Raw genomic sequence first — 22,455 nt, forward strand, 5'->3', positions numbered from 1 at the left:
CCCGGGCGCCGGTTCAGGCGAATTCCAGGGTCTTCACGCCCGCCGAGGTGCCCAGCAGGCAGACATCGGCCTTCTGGTGCGCGAAGACGCCGACCGTCACCACGCCGGGCCACTGGCTCACTTCGGACTCGAAGGCCAGCGGCGCGGTGATCCGCAAACCCGTCACGTCGACAATGTGCTGCCCGTTGTCGGTGACCAGCGGCAGCCCGTCCTTCTCGCGCACCTGCGCGATGCCGCCCATGGCGGCAAACTGCCGCATCACGCGGCGCACCGCCATCGGGATCACTTCGACCGGCAACGGAAAGGCGCCCAGCGTCTCGACCAGCTTGGACGCGTCGGCAATGCAGATGAACTTGCGCGACTGGGCGGCCACGATCTTCTCGCGCGTGAGCGCCGCCCCGCCGCCCTTCACCATGAAACCGCGATGGTCGATTTCGTCGGCTCCGTCGATATAGACGGCCAGTTCTTCCACCTCGTTGCTGTCGAACACCGGAATGCCCAGCGCGCGCAGGCGCTCTGTCGAGGCCACCGAGCTGGAGACGGCGCCCTTGATCTCGTCCTTGATGGTGGCCAGCGCGTCGATGAACTTGTTCACCGTGGAGCCGGTGCCGACGCCGACGATCTCGCCCTTGGCCACGTAGGCCAGTGCGGCGCGGCCGACCTGGGCCTTGAGTTCGTCCTGAGAAAGCGGGTTTGAAGGGGTTGCGGAGGCGGGTGCGGTCATCGCGGAGAATCCTTGGCTCATAGAAGTCCAGAATTATCCGATGCCCCTGCTGATGCCCTCCTCGCTTTACGGCCTCGCCCGCCCTTTCCTGTTCGGCTTCGACCCCGAGCATGCCCACGAAATCACGCTGGACGGGCTGGCGCGCACGCAGAACACGCCGCTGGCCTGCGCCTACTCGGCACCACGCGTGAACGACCCCATCGAGCTCGCCGGGCTGACATTTCCGAACCGCGTGGGCCTTGCGGCCGGGCTCGACAAGAACGCCCGCTGCATCGATGCCTTTGCCGCCATGGGTTTCGGCTTTGTCGAAGTCGGCACCGTCACCCCGAAGGGCCAGCCAGGCAACCCGAAGCCGCGCATGTTCCGGCTGCCGCAGCGCGACGCCCTCATCAACCGGCTGGGCTTCAACAACGACGGGCTCGACGCCTTCCTGGCCAATGTGCAGAAGGCGCGCTTTCGCAAGGGCGGCGGCAACAAGGCGCCGATGCTGCTGGGCCTCAACATCGGCAAGAACGCCGCCACACCGATCGAGCGCGCGGTGGACGACTACCTCGCCTGCCTCGACGGCGTGTACCCGCACGCCGACTACGTGACGATCAACATCTCGAGCCCGAACACCGCCAACCTGCGCTCACTGCAGAGCGACGAAGCGCTCGATGCGCTGCTCGGCGCGGTGGCCGAACGGCGCGAGGCGCTGGCCGCGCGGCACGACAAACGCGCGCCGCTGTTCGTGAAGATAGCCCCCGATCTGGACGAGGCCCAGGTGACCGTGATTGCCGCCACGCTGAAGCGCCACGGCATGGACGGCGTGATCGCCACCAACACCACGCTGGCGCGCGATGCGGTGAAAGGCCTGCCGCATGCCGAGGAAGCGGGCGGCCTTTCGGGTGCACCGGTGCGTGAATCGAGCAACCGCGTGATTTCGCAGCTTCGCGCGGCGCTGGGCGCGGGCTTTCCGATCATCGGGGTGGGCGGCATCCTGAGTGCGGCCGACGCCAGGGCCAAAATCGCCGCGGGTGCGGACGTGGTGCAGATCTACACCGGACTGATCTACCGCGGCCCGGGGCTGGTCCGCGAAGCCGCCCAAGCGCTGCTGCGCGATCGCAGCAAGGCCTGAGCTTTCGGCTTTTTCTTTTCGCTCAGCGCATGCGCCACAGCACGGGCGCAATGAACGCGGCCCAGCGCAACAGCCGCTTCGGCCGGATCACCACGACAGCGGCCGCGGCGACAACACCCGCGGCCACTGGGTGTGCGCGAGCGATACGCAGCGCCGCGGCACCGGCTGATTCATTCGACGGGGGCATTTCGCGCTCGCTCGCACCGCCTGCACCCTCCGCCGCGGCCGGCTGGGTTTCTCGTCCACCCTGCAAGGTCGCGATGCGCTGGCGCTGACGCTCCATGCGCGCGAGCAGTTCTTCGCGCGTCGCAGGCCGCGCGGGACGCGGCGACTCTTCGTCCTGATCCGGGTCCTTGCCAAGGCCGAACTGGTCCTGGACCCAGGCCCAGTCGCGTTCGAATTCATGGCGCGCCGGCACGAAGCTGTTGGACGCGTTGCGCAGCGTCAGCAGCAGGCCGACAGCCGCTGCCAGCCACAGCACCACCCACACACCCGCGACCGACCAGGCGGCCGTGATGCGGTACGGCGTTTCCCAGAAATGAACGACCACCGCCACAGACAGCAAAGCCACCGTGACCGTGGTCAGCCCCAGCACGGCGACCACGAGGAGGAGCATCAGCTTGAGGCGCTGTTTCTCGTCCTCCCAGGCCATGCGCAGCAGTTGCACCCGGTCTTCGGCCGCCAGGGCGCCCTCGGCCGCGGCGATGCGCAACCGACGAATCCGGGCGTCCAGCCCGAACAGGGACAGCAGCCTCATGGGCTGGCTCCGGTCATCCCCGACTGAAGGCTTCGGTTCGAGTTCAGGTCAGCGGCGGCCAAGCAACAGACCCACCAGCACGCCGACGGCCAGTGCGGCACCGGCGATCTGCCACGGTTCGTCGTGGGCGTAGGCGTTGGCGGAGTTGGCCGCTTCGCGGGCCTTCTTGGCGGCGAGCTTGCTCTTCTCTGCGGCGAGTTCGCGTGCGATGGCCAGCTTGGTGTCGATGCGCTGGCGCAGCGCCTTGATGTGGGGAACCGAATCCAGGTCCTTGCTTGCCAGCACGCCGCGCACGTCGCTTGCAATGTCTTCGGCTGCTGCTTCAAGATTTTGGGATGCACTCATTGGAATCTTTCCTCCGTGATGACACCGGCACCGCGCCGGCGGCTTCACGCCAGCAAATGGCGTGCTGTCATGTTACAGGCACAAAAGACCCTCGTGCGCGACGGACGCGCAGACTTTGACGCGCCTCGCGTCACGCATTCGCCAGCAGGCCGGCGACATGGCGACCGATGGCCAGGCTGCTCGTGAGCCCGGGCGATTCGATGCCGAACAGATTGACCAGGCCCGGCACACCATGCGATGCAGGCCCATCGATCACGAAGTCGGCGGCATGCTCGCCCGGCCCGGAAATCTTGGGCCGCATGCCCGCATAGCCCGGGATCAAGGCACCGTCGGGCAGTGCGGGCCAGTACTTGCGTACCTCTGCGTAGAAGCCCTCGCCGCGGGCCGGGTCCACGACCAGGTCGTCAGCCGATTCGACCCACTGCACGTCGGGTCCGAACTTCGCCTGGTTTCCAAGGTCGAGCGTCAAATGCACGCCCAAGCCACCCGGTTCGGGTACCGGATACACCAGGCGGCTGAACGGCGCGCGCCCCGAGAGCGTGAAATAGTTGCCCTTGGCGAAATACGCCTTCGGCACCGAAGAAAGAGGCAGTCCTTCGAAACGCCGGGCCAGTGCCGGAGCCCCCAGCCCGGCAGCATTGACGACGCTGCGGCAGCGCAGCGAAGTCCCGTCCTGCGCGACCAGGACAATGCCGCGGTCGCTGCACTCGGCATGCAGCACCGGCGATTTCAGCGCCAGCATGCCGCCGGCGTTCTCGAGATCCCCGAGCAGGCTCAGCATCAAGGCGTGGCTGTCGACGATGCCGGTACTCGGAGAATGAAGCGCCGCCACGCAATGCAATTGCGGCTCCAACTGGATCGCCTGCTGCGCGGTCATCAGCTCAAGGTCGTCGACACCATTGGCGGCGGCTTTGGTTCGAATCGCATCGAGCTGAGCCGCCTGCTCCGGTGACGTGGCCACGATGAACTTGCCGCAGCGACGGTGCGGCACGCCACGCTGCGCCGCATAGGCATAGAGCAGTTCCTTGCCTTCGACGCAAAGCCTGGCCTTCAGCGAGCCCTGCGGGTAATAGATGCCTGCATGAATGACCTCGCTGTTGCGCGAACTGGTTCCCGTGCCGATGGCACCTTCGGATTCCAGCACCAGCACCTCGCGGCCCGCCAGCGCCAGCGCGCGACCGACGGCCAAGCCCACAACCCCGCCGCCGATGACGGCGCAATCAATTTCGTCCATCGAGCGAGCTTAGCGCGGCTCGCACGCCGCGCACACTCACAACACGCTGGGCGGCGGCTCGGGATCGGTGGTTTCGTCGGGCGGCGTGCTCGGTCCTTGATCGGGCTCTACAGGCAGGTCCGGCGTGAGTGGAGTCGGAAGGTCGGGATGCGTGGCCATGGTGTTGCTCCTTTGGCCCAGGTTGTAGGCCTGTGCCATGGGAGCTGCGCCAGCGCTTGGCTGTACTTGCCGTCGGCGGGAGCCGACAGGTCAGCCACTGAGGCCGCGACGCCGAATGTCGCGCAAGGGGCACGAACGAACGGACAACAAAAAAGCGACCTGGAAATCCAGGTCGCTTTTTCTGATTTGGTGGGCGGTGGAGGTTTCGAACCTCCGACCCCAGCAGTGTGAATGCTGTGCTCTACCCCTGAGCTAACCGCCCTGAGACACTGCTTTTGAGTTCAGTGTCTTGAACACGTATCGCGTTGTGCGAAGCCTCAGATTATGCCACAGCTTTTTCGCTGTTCTGGCGAAACAGTGTTCGGCCACCGCTCGATTTGTCGAGCTGAGACAACACGGCCTCGTGCGCGGCGAGTTCCTGCTCGCCCGCCGCGATCACCGGCAGCGCGAACTGGCTCAGGTCGATGGCCACCACGGTGGTGCCCAGCGCCGGCTCGTTCGAGGCCACGTCGATCAGCAGCGCGTCCTGCCCGCGCGTAAGGTTGATGTAGACGTCGGCCAGCAACTGCGCATCGAGCTTCGCGCCGTGGAAGGTGCGGTTCGAACGGTCGACACCGAAGCGGTCGCACAGCGCGTCGAGCGAATTGCGTTTGCCCGGGTACACCAGCTTGGCCATGGCCAGCGTGTCGGTCACTTCGCTGACGAAGGTGCGCAACGGCGGCAGGCCGGCGCGCTCGAACTCCTTGTTGAGGAAGCCGACGTCGAAGGCCGCGTTGTGAATGATCAGCTCGGCGCCGCGCAGGTACTCGATGATGTCGTTGCCCAGCGTGGCGAACTTCGGCTTGTCGCGCAGGAAGTCGGTGGTCAGTCCGTGCACCTTGAGCGCGTCCTCGTGGCTCTCGCGCTCGGGGTTGAAGTAGATGTGCAGGTCGTTGCCGGTGAGCTTGCGATTGAACAGCTCCACGCAGCCGAGCTCGATGATGCGGTCGCCGTTCTCCGCCGAGAGCCCGGTGGTTTCGGTATCGAGAACGATCAGTCTGGACATCAGTGGTTTTCCTTGGCGTGGTTGATCGAGTACTTCGGAATCTCGATGGTCACATTCTCCTGCGCCAGGATCGATTGGCAACTCAGGCGCGACTGCGGCTCCAGGCCCCAGGCGCGGTCGAGCAGGTCTTCTTCACCCTCCTCGGCTTCGTTGAGCGAATTGAAGCCCTGGCGCACGATGACGTGGCAGGTCGTGCAGGCGCAGCTCATCTCGCAGGCGTGCTCGAGGTTGATGTGGTTGTCGAGCAGCGCCTCGCAGATCGAGGTGCCGGCGGGCGCGGTGATTTCGGCGCCCTGCGGGCAGTATTCGGGATGCGGGTAGATCTTGATCGTGGGCATGTTGTTGTTCTACAGGGATTCGACCTTGCGGCCCGAAAGCGCGCGCGCAATGCCCGCGTTCATGCGCTGAGCGGCAAAGGCCTCGGTGTCGTCGGCCAGTTTCTTGGTGGCGGCCTCGATGGCAGCCGCCTCGTTGCTCGCCTTGGCGGCTTCGCGCAGCCGCGCCATCGACGCGTCGATGACGGCGCGTTCCTCGGCGCCGAGCAGGTAGCCATCGGCGTCGAGCGCGCTCTGCGTGGCCAGCAGCATGCGGTCGGCATCGACGCGCGACTCGACGAGCGCGCGGGCCTGCATGTCTTGCTGCGCAGTGGAGAAGCTCTCCTGCAGCATGGTTGCGATCTGGTCGTCCGACAGGCCGTACGACGGCTTGACCGTCACGCTGGCCTCGACGCCGCTGCCCTGCTCCTTCGCGCTCACGCTCAGCAGGCCGTCGGCGTCGACGGTGAAGGTCACGCGGATGCGCGCCGCGCCGGCCGCCATCGGCGGGATGCCGCGCAGCGTGAAGCGCGCGAGGCTGCGGCAGTCGGATACGAGGTCGCGCTCGCCCTGCACCACGTGCAACGCCAGCGCGGTCTGGCCGTCCTTGTAGGTCGTGAAGTCCTGCGCCATGGCCGTGGGAATGGTCTGGTTGCGCGGCACGATGCGCTCAACAAGCCCCCCCATGGTCTCGATGCCGAGCGACAACGGAATCACGTCCAGCAGCAACAGCTCGCCCGCGCCGTTGTTGCCGGCCAGCTGGTTGGCCTGGATGGCAGCGCCGAGGGCCACGACTTCGTCGGGGTTCAGGTTGACCAGCGGCTCGCGGCCGAAGAACCCGGCAACGGCCGCGCGGACCTGCGGCATGCGCGTGGACCCGCCGACGAGCACGATGCCCTGCAGATCGTCGGGCTTGAGCCTGGCATCGCGCAGCGCCTTGCGAACGGCAGCGATGGTGCGGTCGGTGAGCGGCTTCGTGGCCGCGTCGAACTGCTCGCGGGCCAGATCGAACGTGACCGTTTCGCCCGCGACGCTCGCGCTGAATGCGGTCGATGCCGATTCGGTCAGTGCCTCCTTGGCGGCACGCGCAGCCACCAGCAAGGCGGCCTTGTCGGTGTCGCTGCCGGCTTGCAGGCCGGTCTGCTCGAGCACAAAACCGGCCAGCGCGTGGTCGTAGTCGTCGCCGCCCAGGGCCGAGTCGCCACCCGTGGCAATCACTTCGAACACGCCCTGCGTCAGTCGCAGGATCGAGATGTCGAAGGTGCCGCCGCCCAGGTCGTAGACCGCGTAGACGCCCTCGCTCGCGTTGTCGAGGCCGTAGGCGATGGCGGCGGCCGTGGGTTCGCTGATCAGGCGCAGCACATTGAGGCCGGCAAGCTGCGCGGCGTCCTTGGTGGCCTGGCGCTGGCCTTCGTCGAAGTACGCCGGCACGGTGATGACCGCGCCGTAGAGTTCAGCGTCGAAGGTGTCCTCGGCGCGGAAGCGCAACGTCGCAAGAATCTCGGCACTGATCTCGACGGGCGACTTCTCGCCCGCCAGGGTCTGTACCGTCACCATGCCGCCGTCATTGCTGCCGATGCGGAACGACATGGCCTCGCGGTTGGCGATGTCGGCCAGGCCTCGGCCCATGAGCCGTTTCACCGAGGTGATGGTGTTGGCCGGGTCCTGCGCGCGCGCGGCCAGCGCGTCGAAACCGATCTGGCGGCGGTCGCCCTCGAGGTAGCGCACGGCCGAAGGCAGCAGCACGCGGCCCTGGTCGTCGGGCAGGCACTCGGCCACGCCATTGCGCACGGAAGCCACCAGCGAATGCGTGGTGCCGAGGTCGATGCCCACGGCAATGCGGCGCTGGTGCGGGTCGGGCGCCTGGCCGGGTTCGGAAATCTGAAGAAGAGCCATAAGGGCCTATTGTCCCAACTGATCGAATTTGGCTTCGACGTCCTGTCCGAAGCGCTCAATGAACATGAGGGCTCTCACCTGCTGGGCGGCGGCGGGGTAGTCGCCCTTCTCGTCGATGAGCCAGTCGAGCGAAGACAGCGCGCGTGCTCGGCCCGCATCGACCTCGGCCTGCAGCTTCTCGAGCGCGGCGGTGTCCTCGACCTCGTCGAGCGCCTCGCGCCATTCCATCTGCTGCATCAGAAACTCCGGCGGCATCGCCGTGTTGTTCTCGGCGTTCAGCGGCGCGTCGTGCAGCTCGCAGATGTAGCTGGCGCGGCGCACCGGGTCCTTGAGCCGCTGGTAGGCCTCGTTGATGCGCACCGACCACTGCATGGCCACGCGCTGCGCCGCAGCGCCCTGTGCGGCGAAGCGGTCCGGGTGGGCTTCGCGCTGCAGCTCTTTCCAGCGTGCGTCGAGCGCCGCGCGGTCCTGCGCAAACGTCGCCGGGACGGCGAACAGTTGAAAGTCGGTGTCGTTCAGGTTCATGGCAAGAAAAAACCGCCAGCACATGACATGGTGGCGGCTGTGGTCGCGGTCAGCGACGGTGCATCAGATGCGAAAACTCTCGCCGCATCCGCAACGGTCGCGTTCGTTCGGGTTGATGAACTTGAAGCCTTCGTTCAGGCCTTCGCGCACGAAGTCGAGCTGCGTGCCGTCGATGTAGGCCAGGCTCTTCGGGTCGACCAGCACCTTCACGCCGTGGTCTTCGAACACCACGTCTTCGGGGGTGAACTCGTCCACGTACTCGAGCTTGTAGGCCAGGCCCGAGCAGCCGGTCGTCTTCACGCCCAGCCGCACGCCCACGCCCTTGCCCCGTTTACCGAGGTAGCGGGTGACGTGTCGCGCAGCGGCTTCGGTAAGCGTGACGGCCATGTCAGTGAACGGCTTCCGCAGCAGCTTCGGTCTTGACGCCGTGCTTGGCCTTGTAGTCGCTCACCGCCGCCTTGATCGCGTCTTCGGCCAGGATGGAGCAGTGGATCTTCACGGGCGGCAGCGCCAGTTCTTCGGCGATCTGCGCGTTCTTCAGCGCAGCCGCTTCGTCGAGCGTCTTGCCCTTGACCCATTCGGTCACGAGCGACGACGAGGCAATGGCCGAGCCGCAGCCGTAGGTCTTGAAACGTGCGTCTTCGATCACGCCGGTTTCGGGGTTGACCTTGATCTGCAGCTTCATCACGTCGCCGCAGGCCGGGGCGCCGACCATGCCGGTGCCTACCGAGTCGTCGCCTTTTTCGAAGGAGCCGACGTTGCGTGGATTTTCGTAGTGGTCGATGACCTTGGAAGAATATGCCATGGTGTACCTCTCAAACTTTGTTCAATCGTGGAGCCTTGGGCTGGCCTGGGTCAGTGGGCCGACCACTGGATCGTGCTGATGTCGACGCCGTCCTTGAACATCTCCCACAGGGGGCTCAGCTCGCGCAGCTTCGCGACGTTGTGCTTGATGGTCGAGATCGCGTAGTCGATTTCTTCTTCGGTCGTGAAACGGCCGATGGTCATGCGCAGGCTGCTGTGGGCCAGTTCGTCGCTGCGGCCCAGGGCGCGCAGCACGTAGCTGGGTTCCAGGCTGGCCGAAGTGCAGGCCGAACCCGACGACACCGCCAGGCCCTTGATGCCCATGATCAGCGACTCGCCTTCGACGTAGTTGAAGCTCATGTTCAGGTTGTGCGGCACACGACGCTCGAGGTCGCCGTTGATGAACACCTGTTCGACGTCCTTCAGGCCGTCGAGCAGGCGCTGCTGCAGGCGGCGCGCGTGGGCGATGTCGTCCTTCATTTCGAGCTTGGCGATGCGAAACGCCTCGCCCATGCCGACGATCTGATGCGTAGGCAGCGTGCCCGAACGCATGCCGCGCTCATGGCCACCGCCATGCATTTGCGCTTCGAGGCGAATGCGCGGCTTGCGACGCACGTACAGCGCGCCGATGCCCTTGGGGCCATAGGTCTTGTGCGAGGCGAGGCTCATCAGGTCGATGGGCAGTGCGGTGATGTCGATCTCGACCTTGCCGGTGGCCTGGGCCGAATCGACGTGGAAGATCACACCCTTTTCACGGCAGACGTTGCCCAGCGCAACCACGTCTTGAATGACGCCGATTTCGTTGTTCACGAACAGCACGCTGGCCAGGATGGTGTCGGGGCGGATCGCGGCCTTGAATTTCTCCAGGTCAACGAGACCGTTTTCCTCGACGTCGAGGTAGGTTACTTCGAAGCCCTGGCGCTCGAGTTCGCGCATGGTATCGAGCACGGCCTTGTGCTCGGTCTTCAGGGTGATCAGGTGCTTGCCCTTGCCCTTGTAGAACTGGGCCGCGCCCTTGAGCGCGAGATTGATCGACTCGGTGGCACCCGACGTCCAGACGATCTCGCGCGGATCAGCATTGATCAGCTCAGCGACCTGGCCGCGCGCCTTCTCGACCGCTTCCTCAGCCTCCCAGCCCCAGGCGTGGCTGCGAGATGCCGGATTGCCGAAGTGTTCGCGCAACCACGGAATCATGGCGTCGACCACACGGGGGTCCACCGGCGTGGTGGCGCCGTAATCGAGATAGATCGGGAAATGAGGAGTTACGTCCATGGCTGGCTCGTGCTGGCGTGGGGGTTGTTTTTTGATCTGGCGGCTCTTGGCGGCGCCCGCAGGCGCTGCCGACACTCAGGACTTGGCGAAGACGTTGCCGAGGGCGAACACCGAATTCGGCGCGTTCACACGAATCGGCTTGACCACCGGCTGGGCCGAGATCGCACGCTTGACGACCGGCTTGTTCTCGATCTGCACGCCCTTGGCGATCTGGTCGTCCACCAGCTTTTGCAGCGTGACGGAATCAAGGAACTCGACCATGCGCTGGTTCAGCGAGGCCCAGAGTTCGTGCGTCATGCAGCGGCCGGCTTCGCCGAGGCAGTTTTCCTTGCCGCCGCACTGGGTGGCATCGATGGGTTCATCGACGGAAACAATGATGTCGGCCACGGTGATGTCTGCCGCCTTGCGGCCGAGGCTGTAACCGCCGCCGGGACCACGGGTCGACTCGACCAGCTCGTGACGGCGCAGCTTGCCGAACAATTGTTCGAGGTACGACAGCGAAATTTGCTGCCTTTGGCTGATTGCAGCCAGCGTGACCGGACCGGTGTTCTGACGCAGTGCCAGATCGATCATTGCTGTGACCGCAAAACGGCCTTTGGTAGTGAGACGCATCGCAAGCTCCTTCAAGTGCTTACCGTTGAAATGACACCGCAGTCCCGGACCGCGGTGACTTCGTCTCCGCCCTGCCCGACCCCAGACACTGGTGAACCAGCTGGTAGGAGTCGGTCCTTCATCGCGAAGTTCTTTTTATGTTGTTGACTGTTTCGGTCAAGTATAACAGAAACCCCGAACTCTGCTCGGGTAAACCCCAGCGCGGTTCGCTTGAAGAATGCGAACCTCCGAACCAGGGCCAGCCGGACACCAGACCTACTGCGGCAAAACCGCGATGTTGTCGCCGCCGGACGCCCCGAACGCCCGCTCCCGCAGCAGCGCCAACTGGTCGCGCACCCGGGCGGCCTTCTCGAATTCGAGGTTCCGGGCGTGCTCCAGCATCTGCTTTTCGAGCCGCTTGATTTCCCGGGCGATGTCCTTCTCGCTCATGTCCTCGACCTTGGCACGCTCCAGGTCGAGCTTGGCCATTTCCTTGCCGGTCTTCTCGCTGTAGACACCGTCGATCAGGTCGCGCACCTGCTTGACGATGCTGCGCGGCGTGATGCCGTTGGCCTCGTTGTGGGCAACCTGCCGCGCACGCCGGCGCTCGGTTTCGCCAATGGCCAACTTCATCGAATCGGTCATCCGGTCGGCGTAGAGAATGGCCTTGCCGCTCAGGTTGCGCGCTGCCCGGCCAATGGTCTGGATCAGCGAGCGCTCGGAACGCAGGAAGCCTTCCTTGTCGGCGTCGAGAATCGCTACCAGCGACACCTCTGGAATGTCCAGTCCCTCGCGCAGCAGGTTGATGCCCACGAGCACGTCGAAGGTGCCCAGGCGCAGGTCGCGCAGGATTTCGACCCGCTCCACGGTGTCGATGTCGCTGTGCAGGTAGCGCACCTTCACCCCGTTGTCGCCCAGGTAATCGGTCAGTTGCTCGGCCATGCGCTTGGTGAGCGTGGTGATGAGCACGCGTTCGTTCTTGTCCACGCGGATGCGGATCTCGCCCAGCACATCGTCCACCTGATGCGTGGCGGGACGCACCTCGACCTCGGGGTCGATCAGCCCGGTGGGCCGCACCAGCTGTTCGACCACATTGCCCGCATGGTCCTTCTCGTACTGCGCCGGCGTGGCCGACACGAAGATGCACTGGCGCATGCGCGTCTCGAACTCTTCCAGCTTGAGCGGCCGGTTGTCCAGGGCGCTCGGCAGGCGAAAGCCGTATTCGACCAGCGTGGTCTTGCGGGCCCGGTCGCCGTTGTACATGCCGCCGAGCTGCCCGATCATCTGGTGGCTCTCGTCGAGGAACATCAGCGCGTCCTTCGGCATGTAGTCCGTCAGCGTGGCGGGCGGCTGGCCCGGCGCGGCGCCCGACAGGTGGCGGGTGTAGTTCTCGATGCCCTTGCAGTGGCCGATCTCGGCGAGCATCTCGAGGTCGAAACGCGTGCGCTGCTCCAGCCGCTGCGCCTCGACCAGCTTGCCCGCGCCCACCAGTTCCTTGAGGCGGCCGGCCAGCTCGATCTTGATGGTTTCCACCGCCGCCAGCACCTTGTCGCGCGGCGTCACGTAGTGGCTCGACGGGTACACCGTGAAGCGCGGCACCTTCTGCCGGATGCGCCCGGTCAACGGGTCGAACAGCTGCAGCGATTCGATCTCGTCGTCGAACAGCTCAAAGCGGATCGCCAGTTCGCTGTGCTCCGCCGGAAACACGTCGATGGTGTCGCCCCGCACGCGAAAGGTGCCGCGCGCAAAGTCCTGCTCGTTGCGCGTGTATTGCATGCGGATGAGCCGCGAGATCAGGTCGCGCTGGCCGACCTTGTCTCCCACGCGGGCAATCAGCCGCATCTCCATGTAGTCCTCGGGCGTCCCGATGCCGTAGATGGCGCTCACCGTGGCCACGATCACCGTGTCGCGGCGCTCCAGCACGCTCTTGGTGGCAGACAGCCGCATCTGCTCGATGTGCTCGTTGATCGAGGAGTCCTTCTCGATGAACAGGTCCCGCTGCGGCACGTAGGCCTCTGGCTGGTAGTAGTCGTAGTAGCTCACGAAGTACTCGACCGCGTTCTTCGGGAAGAACTCGCGGAACTCGCTGTAGAGCTGGGCCGCGAGGGTCTTGTTGGGCGCAAAGATGATGGCCGGGCGGCCCAGTTGCGCGATCACGTTGGCCATGGTGAAGGTCTTGCCCGAGCCGGTCACGCCCAGCAGGGTCTGGAACACCTCGCCGTCGTTCACGCCCGCCACCAGCCCCTCGATGGCCTTGGGCTGGTCCCCGGCGGGCGGATAAGGCTGGAAAAGCTCGAACGGAGAGCCGGGGTAGCGGACGAATTCGCCCTGTTTTGCAGGCCCGATCGGGTCCAGCTTCTTCAGGTCTGCTATGGCTTCGTTGTTCTCTGGCATGGCTGTTCCCGACAGGTGGCGATCACGCCGGTAAAATTCAAGGCAACCGGAAAGCGTAGCGCAAACCCGGTTGCCAGCGAAGCTTTCATCCCAAAGGACCTTTCCATGTCTATGTTCACCGCGGTCGAAATGGCACCGCGCGACCCGATCCTCGGCCTCAACGAGCAGTTTGCCGCCGACACCAACCCCTCCAAGGTCAATCTCGGCGTCGGCGTCTATTACGACGACAACGGCAAGCTGCCCCTGCTGCAGTGCGTGCAGGCGGCCGAGCAGAACATGATGAAAGCGCCCACGGCGCGTGGTTATCTGCCCATCGACGGCATCGTCGCGTACGACAACGCCGTGAAGGCATTGGTCTTCGGCGCCGACAGCGAACCCGTCACGTCGGGCCGCGTGGCCACCATCCAGGCCATCGGCGGAACCGGCGGCCTGAAGGTCGGCGCCGACTTCCTGAAGAAGCTCAACCCCAACGCCAAGGTCCTGATCAGCGACCCGAGCTGGGAGAACCACCGCGCGCTGTTCACCAACGCCGGCTTCGAGGTCGAAAGCTACCCCTACTACGACGCCGCCAAGCGCGGCATCGACTTCGACGGCATGCTGGCCGCCCTGAACGCGGCGCCCGCCGGCACGGTCGTCGTGCTGCACGCCTGCTGCCACAACCCGACCGGCTACGACATCACGTCGGCCCAGTGGGACCAGGTCGTCGCCGCCGTGAAGGCCAAGAACCTCGTGCCCTTCCTCGACATGGCCTACCAGGGCTTCGGCTACGGCCTGACCGAAGACGGCGCGGCCGTCGGCAAGTTCGTCGATGCCGGACTGACCTTCTTCGTGTCGACCTCGTTCTCCAAGAGCTTCAGCCTGTACGGCGAGCGCGTCGGCGCCCTGTCGGTGCTGTGCGAGAACAAGGAAGAAGCTGGCCGCGTGCTGTCGCAGCTGAAGATCGCCATTCGCACCAACTACAGCAACCCGCCGATCCACGGCGGCGCCGTGGTGGCCGCGGTGCTCGGCACCCCCGAACTGCGCGCCCTGTGGGAAAAGGAGCTCGGCGAGATGCGCGTGCGCATCAAGGCCATGCGCCAGAAGCTGGTCGACGGCCTGAAGGGCGCCGGCGTGAAGGAAGACATGAGCTTCATCACCACGCAGATCGGCATGTTCAGCTACTCGGGCCTGAGCAAGGACCAGATGGTTCGCCTGCGCAATGAATTCGGCGTGTACGGCACCGACACCGGCCGCATGTGCGTGGCCGCGCTGAACAGCAAGAACATCGAGCACGTCTGCGCCTCGATCGCCAAAGTCATCTAAGTGACAGCAAAGTGTGAGGGAATCGCCTTCGCGACGATTCCTTCACATTCCGTGGAAAAAGCACCCCGGCCTTGGCGTCCGTGTAGGGGTTAGGCCTCCTGCACCGCAGCGAAGGCACTGATATATTGCACTGCAACATTCCACTCCAACACCAGCGATGCTCTATCAACTCTACGAAGCCCAGCGTTCCCTGATGGAGCCCTTCTCGGACTTCGCCCAGGCAGCCTCCAAACTCTACGGCCCCGGCGCCGTGTGGGGCCAGATGCCCATGGCGCAGCGCATGGCCGCAGGCTACGACCTGCTCTACCGCCTCGGCAAGGACTACGAGAAGCCCGAATTCAACATCAAGTCGGTGAAGGTCGGCGGCGAAGATGTCGTCATCCAGGAAGCCATCGCACTCGACAAACCCTTCTGCGAGCTGCGCCGGTTCAAGCGCTTCACCGACGAGCCGCACATCCTCAAGACGCTCAAGAGCCAGCCCGTGGTGCTGATCGTGGCGCCCCTGTCGGGCCATTACGCCACGCTGCTGCGCGACACCGTGCGCACCATGCTGCAGGACCACAAGGTCTACATCACCGACTGGAAGAACGCGCGGCTGGTGCCGATGTCGGAAGGCGAGTTCCACCTCGACGACTACATCAACTACGTGCAGGAGTTCATCCGCCTGCTGCAGGCCGAGTACGGCAACTGCCACGTGGTGAGCGTGTGCCAGCCGACCGTGCCGGTTCTGGCGGCCGTGTCGCTCATGGCGAGCCGCGGCGAAGCGCTGCCGCTCACCATGACCATGATGGGCGGCCCCATCGACGCGCGCAAGTCGCCCACGGCGGTGAACAACCTCGCGATGAACAAGAGCTTCGAGTGGTTCGAGAACAACGTGATCTATCCCGTGCCGCAAGGCTTCCCGGGTGCGGGCCGCCGCGTGTACCCAGGCTTTTTGCAGCACACCGGCTTCGTGGCGATGAACCCTGACCGCCACGCCACCAGCCACTACGACTACTTCAAGGACCTCATCAAGGGCGACGACGCCAGCGTCGAGGCCCACCGCAAGTTCTACGACGAGTACAACGCCGTGCTCGACATGGACGCCGACTACTACCTCGACACCATCCGCACCGTGTTCCAGGAGTTCGACCTGGTCAACGGCACATGGGACGTCAAGAACCCCGAAGGCCAGGTAGAGCGCGTGCGCCCGCAGGACATCCGCGGCGCCGCCCTGCTCACCGTCGAAGGCGAACTCGACGACATCTCCGGCTCGGGCCAGACCGAGGCCGCGCACAGCCTGTGCACCGGCATCTCGGACAGCAAGCGCGAGCACTACGAAGTCAAGGGCGCGGGCCACTACGGCATCTTCAGCGGCCGCCGCTGGCGCGAACTGGTCTACCCGAAGGTGGTGAAGTTCATCGCAGCCAACGACGAGCCGCAGAGCCGCGCGGGCAACCGCGGCGAGCTTGCCGCCGAAGACACCGTGAAGCCGCCCCGCAAGACCGCCGCCGTCGCCGCCAAGAAGGCGCCGGCAAGAAAGGCTGCGACCGTGGCCGCGCCCGCTGTGCCCGCAGCGGCCAGGAAGACCGCCGCGCGCAAGAAGGCCGGCGCCAGCGCCGCGCGCTGAAGCGCGCCCGCCAAGCTCCAGTGAACGGACTCGCCGCGCGCATCAACGACGCACTGCCCCAGACGCAGTGCACCCGGTGCGGCTACCCGGACTGCGCCGGCTACGCGCAGGCCGTGGCAAACGAGGAAGCGGGCATCAACCAATGCCCGCCGGGGGGTGAGGAAGGTATCGCGCGCCTGGCGCTCATCACCGGGCGCCCCCCGCTACCGCTCAATCCCCAGTTCGGTACCGAAGGGCCGCGCGCCATGGCCGTCATCGACGAGGCCTGGTGCATCGGCTGCACCCTGTGCCTGGACGCCTGCCCGACCGACGCCATTGTCGGCATCAACAAGCGCATGCACACGGTGATCGAGGCGCACTGCACCGGCTGCGAGCTGTGCATTCCGGTGTGCCCCGTCGACTGCATCTCGCTCGAGGTCGAAACCCCCGGCCGCACCGGCTGGCAGGCCTGGTCTGCCGAGCAGGCCGCCAGCGCGCGGCGCCGCTACGAAGTGCACGGCAAGCACCGCAACACCGACGCCCGCCTGGCTGAAACGGCGCCCCAACCCGAAACCCCGCAGGACGCCGGCGCACGCAAGCGCGCCATCGTCGAAGCCGCGCTGGCGCGGGCACGTGCCGCTTCACAGCAACGCACCCAGGGGACGAAGCCATGACCCTCGACACCCTGCTCATCTACGCCGTCGCATCGCTCGCGCTGGCCCTGATTCCGGGACCGACGATGCTGCTGGCGCTGTCCAACGGCATCGAGGGCGGCATGCGCCGCGCGAGCTGGGGCATTGCGGGCGCATCGCTCGGCAGCATCACATTGATCGCGGTGGTCGCGCTCGGGCTGGGGTCGCTGCTGGCGGCTTCGGAATGGCTCTTCAACGCGATACGCGTCGCCGGCGTGGCCTACCTCGTGTGGCTGGGCGTCAGGCTCTGGCGCAGCGAGGCGACCGATCTCGGCGCCGTGCTGGCCAAGTCGCCGCTCGAAGTTCGCCCGCACGGCCGCATCGCGCTGCTGCGCAGCCTGGCCGTGGCGCTGTCGAACCCGAAGACCGTGCTGTTCTTCGCAGCCTTCCTGCCGCAGTTCGTCGATATTGCGAAGCCGCAAGGTCCGCAGTACCTGCTGCTGGGCGCTGTGTTCGTCGCGCTCGACACCTGCGTGATGCTGGCCTATGCCGGCGCCGGCACACAGGCCGTGCGCTTTCTTTCGCAGCGCGGCGTGAAAGCCATGAACCGCGGCTGCGCAGCCGGCATGTGGCTGCTGGCCGCTACCCTTGCCGTGTGGCGCCGCCCCGGCGCTTGAAGAGCAACAGCAGCACCCCCGCCAGCACCACGCCCACGGCGTACCACTCGAAGCGCGTGACCGTTTCGCCGGCGATCCACACGCCCAGCAGCATCGCGATCACCGGATTCACGAAGGTGTAGCTCGACGCCAGCGCGGCCGGTGCCCTCGCCAACAGCACCATGTAGGCATTGAAGGCGATCAGCGAGCCGAACACCACGAGGTAGAACCACGCGGCCACCGCCTCGGCGTGCAAGGGCCAATTCAGCGTTTCACCGGACACCGCGGCCAGCCCCATCAGCACCACGCCACCACACAGCATCTCGCTCGCGAAACCCATCGCGCCGGGCGCCAGCGGCAGGCCGCGCTGGCTCAGCACGCTGCCGAGCGACCAGCAGCAGCAGGCGATGCAGATCGCCAGCAAGCCTTCGGGCGAAGACCGGAAGCCGGTGCCCTGCGTCAGCATCAGCACGCCGACAAGCCCGAGCGCAATGCCCGCTGCCTCCAGCCGCGACGGCTTCACACCCCAGATCAGGTTGAGCAGCGCAATGAGCAGCGGAATCACCGCGATGAACGCGACGACCAGCCCAGAGCCGATCGACACCTCGGCACTGGCCGTGCCGCCCATGCCGCCGCCCAGCATCAACGCGCCGACGATGAAGGCATTGCGCCATTGCACCGGCGACGGCCACGGCGCCCCGCGCCAGCGCATCCACACGATGAGCAGCACGCCCGCGCAGAGGAAGCGCGAGCCCATCTGCAGGAACGGCGGAAAGCTCACGAGCGCGTACTTGATCGCGAGGTAGGTCGAGCCCCAGACCACCCAGGTGGCGGCAATGCACAGCCACAGCAGCAGCGGCAATCCGGAGCGCCCGGCAGACGTGGGCTTGGCTGGAGAAGCGAGGGTGGCCATGGCCGAGGGAAGTCTCTTGTTGGTATGTGAAGGCAGCCATGGTATGAAAGCCAACCTCCGGCATCCATGCGACTTTCATGGTTCTGCCCTCTTCCAACCGTTGATTTGAAGGAGTTGCATGGACTTCACCTTGACACCCACGCTGGATGCGCATGACACCCGCATCCTGGCCGAACTGCAGAACGATGCGCGCCTGACCTTGGCCGAACTCGGCCGCCGCGTGCACCTGAGCCAGCCCGCCGTGACCGAACGCGTGAAGAAACTGGAGGCCGCTGGCGTCATCAGCGGCTACCGCGCCACCGTGAACCTGGGCAAGCTGGGCTACGGCATCCGCGCCATCATCCGCGTGGGCCGTGCCGACTACGCACGCGTGGTCGAACTGGTGCAGCAGACGCCGGAATGCGTCAATGCCTACAACGTGACAGGGGAAGACAGCTGGATCCTCGAGATCGCTGTGATTGACGTGAGCCACCTCGATGCGGTGGTCACCAAGTTCTGCATCCTCACGGAGACGGCGACCTCGATCATCCTGAACCCGGCGCGCGAGCACCAGGCGATGCTGCCGCCCCGGCGTTCCGACGTGAAGCCGCCGATCAGGAAAGTGCTCAACGCGTAGCTGCGAACGCGCTGAAAGCCGCCACCACTTCCGGCGGCGCCTGCACCATCTCGATCAGCACGCCCTCGCCCGCAATCGGAAACTCGTCGTTCGCCTTCGGGTGCAAGAAGCAGATGTCGAAGCCGGCCGCGCCCTTGCGGATGCCGCCGGGCGCAAAACGCACGCCCTGCGCCGTGAGCCATTCGACGGCCTTGGGCAGGTCGTCGATCCACAGGCCCACATGGTTCAGCGGCGTCGTGTGAACGGCGGGCTTCTTCTCGGGGTCCAGCGGCTGCATCAGGTCGACCTCGACCTTGAACGGACCCACGCCCATCGTGCAGATGTCCTCGTCGACGTTCTCGCGCTCGCTCCTGAACGTGCCCGTCACCTCGAGCCCCAGCATGTCGACCCACAGCTTCTGCAGCCGCAGCTTGTCGGTACCGCCGATGGCGATCTGCTGGATGCCCAGCACCTTGAAAGGACGTGTGACGGTGGTCATGCGGCGCATCCCTCTTCGCTTGTTGCCTGAACCTGGCGGGCCTGCAGGCCAAGCCTGCGCAGCAGCACCGTGTCGGCCTCGACGTCGGGGTTGCCGGTGACCAGCAGCTTGTCGCCGTAGAAGATCGAGTTCGCGCCGGCCATGAAGCACAGCGCCTGCACCGCGTCGCCCATCTGCTGGCGCCCCGCCGACAGCCGCACGCGCGCGGTCGGCATGGTGATGCGCGCAACCGCGATCATGCGCACGAAGTCGAAGGGGTCGACCGGCTCCGAATCGGCCAGCGGCGTGCCCGGCACGCGCACCAGGCTGTTGATGGGCACCGACTCCGGGTAGGGGTTCAGGTTGGCCAGCTGCGCGATGAGCCCGGCGCGGTGCACCGGCGCCTCGCCCATGCCGACGATGCCACCGCAGCACACGCTGATGCCGGCGCTGCGCACGTGGGCCAGCGTGTCGAGCCGGTCCTGGTAGGTGCGCGTGTCGACCACGTCGGTGTAGTACTCGGGCGCCGTGTCGAGGTTGTGGTTGTAGTAGTCCAGGCCCGCGGCCTTGAGCTGGTGCGCATGGTGCGGCTCCAGCATGCCCAGCGTGGCGCATGTCTGCAGGCCCAGGCCCTTGACGGCCTCGACCAGCACGGCGACCTTCTCCACGTCGCGGTCCTTGGGCGCGCGCCATGCGGCGCCCATGCAAAAGCGCGTGGCGCCGGCGTCCTTGGCGGCCTGCGCGGCGCGCACCACCTCGTCGACCTCCATGAGCTTCTGCGCCTTCACGCCGGTGTCGAACTCGGCCGACTGCGGGCAGTAGCCGCAGTTCTCGGGGCAGCCGCCGGTCTTCACCGACAGCAGCGTGGCCAGCTCGATGTCGCCGGCGGGAAAGTGCGCGCGGTGCACGGTCTGCGCCTCGAACAGCAGGTCCATCAGCGGCCTGTCGAGCAGCGCCTGGATGGCCTCGACGGACCAGCGTACGTCACTCGTCGGTGCCGTGGCCTTCGACGGCCGGTGCAGCGTGATCGCCTGTTGCAGGTCGTTGGCACCCATCAGTTGAACTCCATGATGATCTGGTCCACCGCGAGCGACTCGCCCTTGTTCGCGGAAATCTTGCCCACCACGCCGTCCTGCGTGGCGAACAGCACGTTCTCCATCTTCATCGCCTCGATCACGGCGAGCTTCTCGCCGGCCTGCACCTGCTGCCCCGGCTGCACCGCCACCTCCACCAGCAGGCCCGGCATCGGCGACATCAGGAACTTGCTCAGGTCCGGCGGCGCCTTGTAGGGCATCAGTTCGAGCAGGCGCGCGCCCAGCGGCGACAGCACCATCGCCTCGATCTGCGTGCCGTCGTGCGACACGCGCAGTGCCAGCGGGTTCTTGCCAGCGCCGCGCTCCACCTGCGCGGTGAAGGGCTTGTCGTTGACGATGCCCGTCACGCGAATCGCACCCAGCGCAAAGCTGCTGTCGATCTTGTAGCTCTTGCCGGCCACGGACACCGCGCTCGCGCCGGTCTTGCCCTGGAAGTCGCTGACCGACACCGGGTGGTGCACGTGCTTGCCTTCGGGCCCCATTTCGACCACCACGAACTGCTCGCCCACCTTCACGCCATGGCCTTCGAGCTGACCGCTGATGCCCGAGGCACGCGCACGATAGCGGCGGTGCACGTAGGCAGCCAGCGCCACCAGGAACGAGGGATCGGTGTGCGGCACGTCTTCCGCATGGAAGCCCTTGCCGTAGTGCTCGGCGATGAAGCCGGTGTTGAAGTCGCCCGCCACGAACTTCGGATGCGCCAGCAGCGCCGCCTGGAACGGAATGTTGCTGCTCACGCCGCGGATCACGAAGCCGTTGAGCGCCTCGCGCATGCGGGCAATCGCATGCTGGCGGTCCTTGCCGTGCACGATGAGCTTGGCGATCATCGAGTCGTAGTACATCGGGATCTCGCCGCCGTCGTACACGCCCGTGTCCACGCGCACGCCTTGCAGGTGTTCGGTGTCGCTGGCGAACATGGTCTGCGCCGGCGGCTGGAACTTCACCAGGCGCCCGGTCGAGGGCAGGAAGTTGCGGAACGGGTCTTCGGCATTGATGCGGCACTCGATGGCCCAGCCGTCGCGCTTCACCTGCTCCTGCGTGATCGGCAGCTTCTCGCCGGCCGCCACGCGGATCATCAACTCGACCAGGTCCAGCCCGGTGATGCATTCCGTCACCGGATGCTCCACCTGCAGCCGCGTGTTCATCTCCAGGAAGAAAAAGCTCTGGTCCTTGCCGACCACGAACTCCACCGTGCCCGCGCTCTGGTAGTTCACCGCCTTGGCCAGCTGAACCGCCTGTGCGCCCATCGCCTTGCGCGTGGCGTCGCTGATGAAGGGCGAAGGCGCCTCCTCGATCACCTTCTGGTGGCGGCGCTGAATGGAGCACTCGCGCTCGTTCAGATAGATGACGTTGCCGTGCGAATCGCCCAGCACCTGGATCTCGATGTGGCGCGGCTCCTCGACGAACTTCTCGATGAACACGCGGTCGTCGCCGAAGCTGTTGCGCGCCTCGTTGCGGCACGAGGTGAAGCCCTCGAAGGCCTCCTTGTCGTTGAAGGCCACGCGCAGGCCCTTGCCGCCGCCGCCGGCCGAGGCCTTGATCATCACCGGGTAGCCGATGCCCTGAGCAATTTCGACGGCGCGCTCGGCCGTCTCGATGGCGTCGTTCCAGCCCGGAATGGTGTTGACCTTGGCTTCATTGGCGAGCTTCTTCGAGGCGATCTTGTCGCCCATCGCCGCGATCGAGTGGTGCTTGGGCCCAATGAAGACGATGCCCTCTTCCTCGACCTTGCGCGCGAAGGCTTCGTTCTCCGACAGGAAGCCGTAGCCGGGGTGCACCGCCTCGGCGCCGGTCTTCTTGCAGGCCGCGATGATGCGGTCGGCCTGCAGGTAGCTCTCGCGGCTGGGCGCGGCGCCGATGTGCACGGCCTCGTCGGCCATCTCGACGTGTCGGGCTTCCTTGTCGGCGTCGGAGTACACGGCGACCGTGAGGATGCCCATTTTCTTCGCGGTCTGGATGACGCGGCAGGCGATTTCGCCGCGGTTGGCGATCAGGATCTTCTTGAACATGTTCTTCTTCT

The 22,455-nt window shown here is 65.9% G+C and carries 24 protein-coding genes and 1 tRNA gene; 6 read left to right on the top strand and 19 right to left on the bottom strand.

Going from position 1 to position 22,455, the window contains the following annotated elements:
* Positions 1 to 13 precede the first annotated feature (13 nt).
* A complete protein-coding gene (rpiA, locus tag AC1DJH_RS08730; RefSeq protein WP_478185404.1) occupies positions 14 to 724 on the bottom strand; it encodes a ribose-5-phosphate isomerase RpiA in 711 nt (236 codons plus the stop codon).
* Positions 725 to 764: 40 nt separating this feature from the next.
* On the opposite strand from rpiA, the gene AC1DJH_RS08735 reads away from it, so the two are divergent.
* Positions 765 to 1,841 carry a quinone-dependent dihydroorotate dehydrogenase gene (locus tag AC1DJH_RS08735; protein ID WP_478185405.1) on the top strand — a complete coding sequence of 359 codons (1,077 nt, stop codon included), beginning with the start codon at positions 765 to 767 and terminating at the stop codon, positions 1,839 to 1,841.
* Positions 1,842 to 1,863: 22 nt separating this feature from the next.
* On the opposite strand, the gene AC1DJH_RS08740 is transcribed toward AC1DJH_RS08735, so the two are convergent.
* From AC1DJH_RS08740 to uvrB, 14 genes are all read right to left on the bottom strand, one after another.
* Positions 1,864 to 2,598, bottom strand: coding sequence for a phage holin family protein (locus AC1DJH_RS08740; RefSeq protein WP_478185406.1), 735 nt, complete (start codon positions 2,596 to 2,598; stop codon positions 1,864 to 1,866).
* Between the two features lie 48 nt (positions 2,599 to 2,646).
* Positions 2,647 to 2,943 (bottom strand): glycine zipper domain-containing protein, encoded by a 297-nt coding sequence (locus AC1DJH_RS08745; RefSeq protein WP_007828200.1) that lies wholly within the window; start codon positions 2,941 to 2,943, stop codon positions 2,647 to 2,649.
* Positions 2,944 to 3,073: 130 nt separating this feature from the next.
* The gene (locus AC1DJH_RS08750) at positions 3,074 to 4,177 is read right to left on the bottom strand and encodes an NAD(P)/FAD-dependent oxidoreductase (protein ID WP_478185407.1); all 1,104 of its coding nucleotides are present in this window, start codon (positions 4,175 to 4,177) and stop codon (positions 3,074 to 3,076) included.
* A 36-nt stretch (positions 4,178 to 4,213) separates the two neighbouring features.
* Positions 4,214 to 4,336, bottom strand: a complete 123-nt coding sequence (locus AC1DJH_RS08755) for a stereocilin (protein WP_435438576.1) — start codon at positions 4,334 to 4,336, stop codon at positions 4,214 to 4,216.
* Positions 4,337 to 4,523: 187 nt separating this feature from the next.
* Positions 4,524 to 4,598: transfer RNA gene (locus AC1DJH_RS08760), tRNA-Val, on the bottom strand.
* A gap of 60 nt (positions 4,599 to 4,658) precedes the next feature.
* Entirely contained in the window at positions 4,659 to 5,381 is a 723-nt protein-coding gene (gene dnaQ / locus AC1DJH_RS08765) for a DNA polymerase III subunit epsilon (protein WP_435438575.1), read from the bottom strand.
* Complete coding sequence (fdx, locus tag AC1DJH_RS08770) at positions 5,381 to 5,719, bottom strand: ISC system 2Fe-2S type ferredoxin (protein WP_435438574.1); 339 nt, start codon at positions 5,717 to 5,719, stop codon at positions 5,381 to 5,383. Before fdx ends, dnaQ begins: the two co-directional genes overlap by 1 nt.
* Positions 5,720 to 5,728: 9 nt before the next feature.
* On the bottom strand, positions 5,729 to 7,591 hold the full coding sequence (gene hscA / locus AC1DJH_RS08775; RefSeq protein WP_478185408.1) for a Fe-S protein assembly chaperone HscA: 1,863 nt from the start codon (positions 7,589 to 7,591) through the stop codon (positions 5,729 to 5,731).
* Between the two features lie 6 nt (positions 7,592 to 7,597).
* Positions 7,598 to 8,116: a Fe-S protein assembly co-chaperone HscB gene (gene hscB / locus AC1DJH_RS08780; RefSeq protein ID WP_472114636.1), complete on the bottom strand. Its 519-nt coding sequence runs from the start codon at positions 8,114 to 8,116 to the stop codon at positions 7,598 to 7,600.
* A 63-nt stretch (positions 8,117 to 8,179) separates the two neighbouring features.
* A complete protein-coding gene (gene iscA, locus AC1DJH_RS08785) occupies positions 8,180 to 8,503 on the bottom strand; it encodes an iron-sulfur cluster assembly protein IscA (protein ID WP_007828190.1) in 324 nt (107 codons plus the stop codon).
* A gap of 1 nt (position 8,504) precedes the next feature.
* Positions 8,505 to 8,921, bottom strand: a complete 417-nt coding sequence (gene iscU / locus AC1DJH_RS08790) for a Fe-S cluster assembly scaffold IscU (protein WP_116907255.1) — start codon at positions 8,919 to 8,921, stop codon at positions 8,505 to 8,507.
* Between the two features lie 50 nt (positions 8,922 to 8,971).
* Positions 8,972 to 10,192, bottom strand: a complete 1,221-nt coding sequence (locus AC1DJH_RS08795) for an IscS subfamily cysteine desulfurase (protein ID WP_478185409.1) — start codon at positions 10,190 to 10,192, stop codon at positions 8,972 to 8,974.
* Positions 10,193 to 10,267: 75 nt separating this feature from the next.
* Positions 10,268 to 10,804: a Fe-S cluster assembly transcriptional regulator IscR gene (iscR, locus tag AC1DJH_RS08800; RefSeq protein WP_093237517.1), complete on the bottom strand. Its 537-nt coding sequence runs from the start codon at positions 10,802 to 10,804 to the stop codon at positions 10,268 to 10,270.
* A 255-nt stretch (positions 10,805 to 11,059) separates the two neighbouring features.
* A complete protein-coding gene (gene uvrB / locus AC1DJH_RS08805; protein WP_472114627.1) occupies positions 11,060 to 13,177 on the bottom strand; it encodes an excinuclease ABC subunit UvrB in 2,118 nt (705 codons plus the stop codon).
* A 105-nt stretch (positions 13,178 to 13,282) separates the two neighbouring features.
* On the opposite strand from uvrB, the gene AC1DJH_RS08810 reads away from it, so the two are divergent.
* The 4 genes from AC1DJH_RS08810 (at position 13,283) to AC1DJH_RS08825 (ending at position 17,376) form a co-directional block, all read left to right on the top strand.
* The gene (locus AC1DJH_RS08810; protein ID WP_478185410.1) at positions 13,283 to 14,479 is read left to right on the top strand and encodes an amino acid aminotransferase; all 1,197 of its coding nucleotides are present in this window, start codon (positions 13,283 to 13,285) and stop codon (positions 14,477 to 14,479) included.
* Positions 14,480 to 14,636: 157 nt separating this feature from the next.
* Positions 14,637 to 16,088, top strand: a complete 1,452-nt coding sequence (locus AC1DJH_RS08815) for a polyhydroxyalkanoate depolymerase (RefSeq protein WP_478185411.1) — start codon at positions 14,637 to 14,639, stop codon at positions 16,086 to 16,088.
* Positions 16,089 to 16,108: 20 nt separating this feature from the next.
* Positions 16,109 to 16,741 (top strand): RnfABCDGE type electron transport complex subunit B, encoded by a 633-nt coding sequence (locus AC1DJH_RS08820; RefSeq protein ID WP_478185412.1) that lies wholly within the window; start codon positions 16,109 to 16,111, stop codon positions 16,739 to 16,741.
* A complete protein-coding gene (locus tag AC1DJH_RS08825; RefSeq protein WP_478185413.1) occupies positions 16,738 to 17,376 on the top strand; it encodes a LysE family translocator in 639 nt (212 codons plus the stop codon). Before AC1DJH_RS08820 ends, AC1DJH_RS08825 begins: the two co-directional genes overlap by 4 nt.
* On the opposite strand, the gene AC1DJH_RS08830 is transcribed toward AC1DJH_RS08825, so the two are convergent.
* Complete coding sequence (locus AC1DJH_RS08830) at positions 17,342 to 18,268, bottom strand: EamA family transporter (RefSeq protein ID WP_478185414.1); 927 nt, start codon at positions 18,266 to 18,268, stop codon at positions 17,342 to 17,344. The two genes, AC1DJH_RS08825 and AC1DJH_RS08830, sit on opposite strands and share 35 nt — an antisense overlap.
* A gap of 118 nt (positions 18,269 to 18,386) precedes the next feature.
* On the opposite strand from AC1DJH_RS08830, the gene AC1DJH_RS08835 reads away from it, so the two are divergent.
* The gene (locus tag AC1DJH_RS08835; protein WP_478185415.1) at positions 18,387 to 18,884 is read left to right on the top strand and encodes an Lrp/AsnC family transcriptional regulator; all 498 of its coding nucleotides are present in this window, start codon (positions 18,387 to 18,389) and stop codon (positions 18,882 to 18,884) included.
* On the opposite strand, the gene AC1DJH_RS08840 is transcribed toward AC1DJH_RS08835, so the two are convergent.
* From AC1DJH_RS08840 to AC1DJH_RS08850, 3 genes are read right to left on the bottom strand one after another with little or no spacing between them, the layout of a single operon-like run.
* Positions 18,874 to 19,362: a VOC family protein gene (locus AC1DJH_RS08840; protein WP_478185416.1), complete on the bottom strand. Its 489-nt coding sequence runs from the start codon at positions 19,360 to 19,362 to the stop codon at positions 18,874 to 18,876. The genes AC1DJH_RS08835 and AC1DJH_RS08840 overlap by 11 nt on opposite strands.
* Complete coding sequence (gene bioB / locus AC1DJH_RS08845; protein WP_478185417.1) at positions 19,359 to 20,396, bottom strand: biotin synthase BioB; 1,038 nt, start codon at positions 20,394 to 20,396, stop codon at positions 19,359 to 19,361. The genes AC1DJH_RS08840 and bioB overlap by 4 nt, the downstream gene beginning before the upstream one ends.
* Positions 20,396 to 22,444 (bottom strand): acetyl-CoA carboxylase biotin carboxylase subunit, encoded by a 2,049-nt coding sequence (locus AC1DJH_RS08850; RefSeq protein WP_435484064.1) that lies wholly within the window; start codon positions 22,442 to 22,444, stop codon positions 20,396 to 20,398. Before AC1DJH_RS08850 ends, bioB begins: the two co-directional genes overlap by 1 nt.
* Between the last annotated feature and the right edge of the window lie 11 nt (positions 22,445 to 22,455).

The sequence above is a fragment of the Variovorax sp. 10N412 genome (assembly GCF_056394985.1).

Bases quoted from the DNA above. Each gene is read 5' to 3' on its own strand.
- AC1DJH_RS08850 (WP_435484064.1), bottom strand. From the start codon at position 22,444: ATGTTCAAGAAGATCCTGATCGCCAACCGCGGCGAAATCGCCTGCCGC.
- iscU (WP_116907255.1), bottom strand. From the start codon at position 8,921: ATGGCATATTCTTCCAAGGTCATCGACCACTACGAAAATCCACGCAAC.
- hscA (WP_478185408.1), bottom strand. From the start codon at position 7,591: ATGGCTCTTCTTCAGATTTCCGAACCCGGCCAGGCGCCCGACCCGCAC.
- AC1DJH_RS08755 (WP_435438576.1), bottom strand. From the start codon at position 4,336: ATGGCCACGCATCCCGACCTTCCGACTCCACTCACGCCGGACCTGCCT.
- AC1DJH_RS08840 (WP_478185416.1), bottom strand. From the start codon at position 19,362: ATGACCACCGTCACACGTCCTTTCAAGGTGCTGGGCATCCAGCAGATC.
- AC1DJH_RS08815 (WP_478185411.1), top strand. From the start codon at position 14,637: ATGCTCTATCAACTCTACGAAGCCCAGCGTTCCCTGATGGAGCCCTTC.
- fdx (WP_435438574.1), bottom strand. From the start codon at position 5,719: ATGCCCACGATCAAGATCTACCCGCATCCCGAATACTGCCCGCAGGGC.
- AC1DJH_RS08835 (WP_478185415.1), top strand. From the start codon at position 18,387: ATGGACTTCACCTTGACACCCACGCTGGATGCGCATGACACCCGCATC.
- uvrB (WP_472114627.1), bottom strand. From the start codon at position 13,177: ATGCCAGAGAACAACGAAGCCATAGCAGACCTGAAGAAGCTGGACCCG.
- AC1DJH_RS08735 (WP_478185405.1), top strand. From the start codon at position 765: ATGCCCCTGCTGATGCCCTCCTCGCTTTACGGCCTCGCCCGCCCTTTC.
- iscR (WP_093237517.1), bottom strand. From the start codon at position 10,804: ATGCGTCTCACTACCAAAGGCCGTTTTGCGGTCACAGCAATGATCGAT.
- bioB (WP_478185417.1), bottom strand. From the start codon at position 20,396: ATGGGTGCCAACGACCTGCAACAGGCGATCACGCTGCACCGGCCGTCG.
- hscB (WP_472114636.1), bottom strand. From the start codon at position 8,116: ATGAACCTGAACGACACCGACTTTCAACTGTTCGCCGTCCCGGCGACG.
- iscA (WP_007828190.1), bottom strand. From the start codon at position 8,503: ATGGCCGTCACGCTTACCGAAGCCGCTGCGCGACACGTCACCCGCTAC.
- AC1DJH_RS08795 (WP_478185409.1), bottom strand. From the start codon at position 10,192: ATGGACGTAACTCCTCATTTCCCGATCTATCTCGATTACGGCGCCACC.
- AC1DJH_RS08825 (WP_478185413.1), top strand. From the start codon at position 16,738: ATGACCCTCGACACCCTGCTCATCTACGCCGTCGCATCGCTCGCGCTG.
- rpiA (WP_478185404.1), bottom strand. From the start codon at position 724: ATGACCGCACCCGCCTCCGCAACCCCTTCAAACCCGCTTTCTCAGGAC.
- AC1DJH_RS08830 (WP_478185414.1), bottom strand. From the start codon at position 18,268: ATGGCCACCCTCGCTTCTCCAGCCAAGCCCACGTCTGCCGGGCGCTCC.
- dnaQ (WP_435438575.1), bottom strand. From the start codon at position 5,381: ATGTCCAGACTGATCGTTCTCGATACCGAAACCACCGGGCTCTCGGCG.
- AC1DJH_RS08745 (WP_007828200.1), bottom strand. From the start codon at position 2,943: ATGAGTGCATCCCAAAATCTTGAAGCAGCAGCCGAAGACATTGCAAGC.
- AC1DJH_RS08750 (WP_478185407.1), bottom strand. From the start codon at position 4,177: ATGGACGAAATTGATTGCGCCGTCATCGGCGGCGGGGTTGTGGGCTTG.
- AC1DJH_RS08740 (WP_478185406.1), bottom strand. From the start codon at position 2,598: ATGAGGCTGCTGTCCCTGTTCGGGCTGGACGCCCGGATTCGTCGGTTG.
- AC1DJH_RS08810 (WP_478185410.1), top strand. From the start codon at position 13,283: ATGTCTATGTTCACCGCGGTCGAAATGGCACCGCGCGACCCGATCCTC.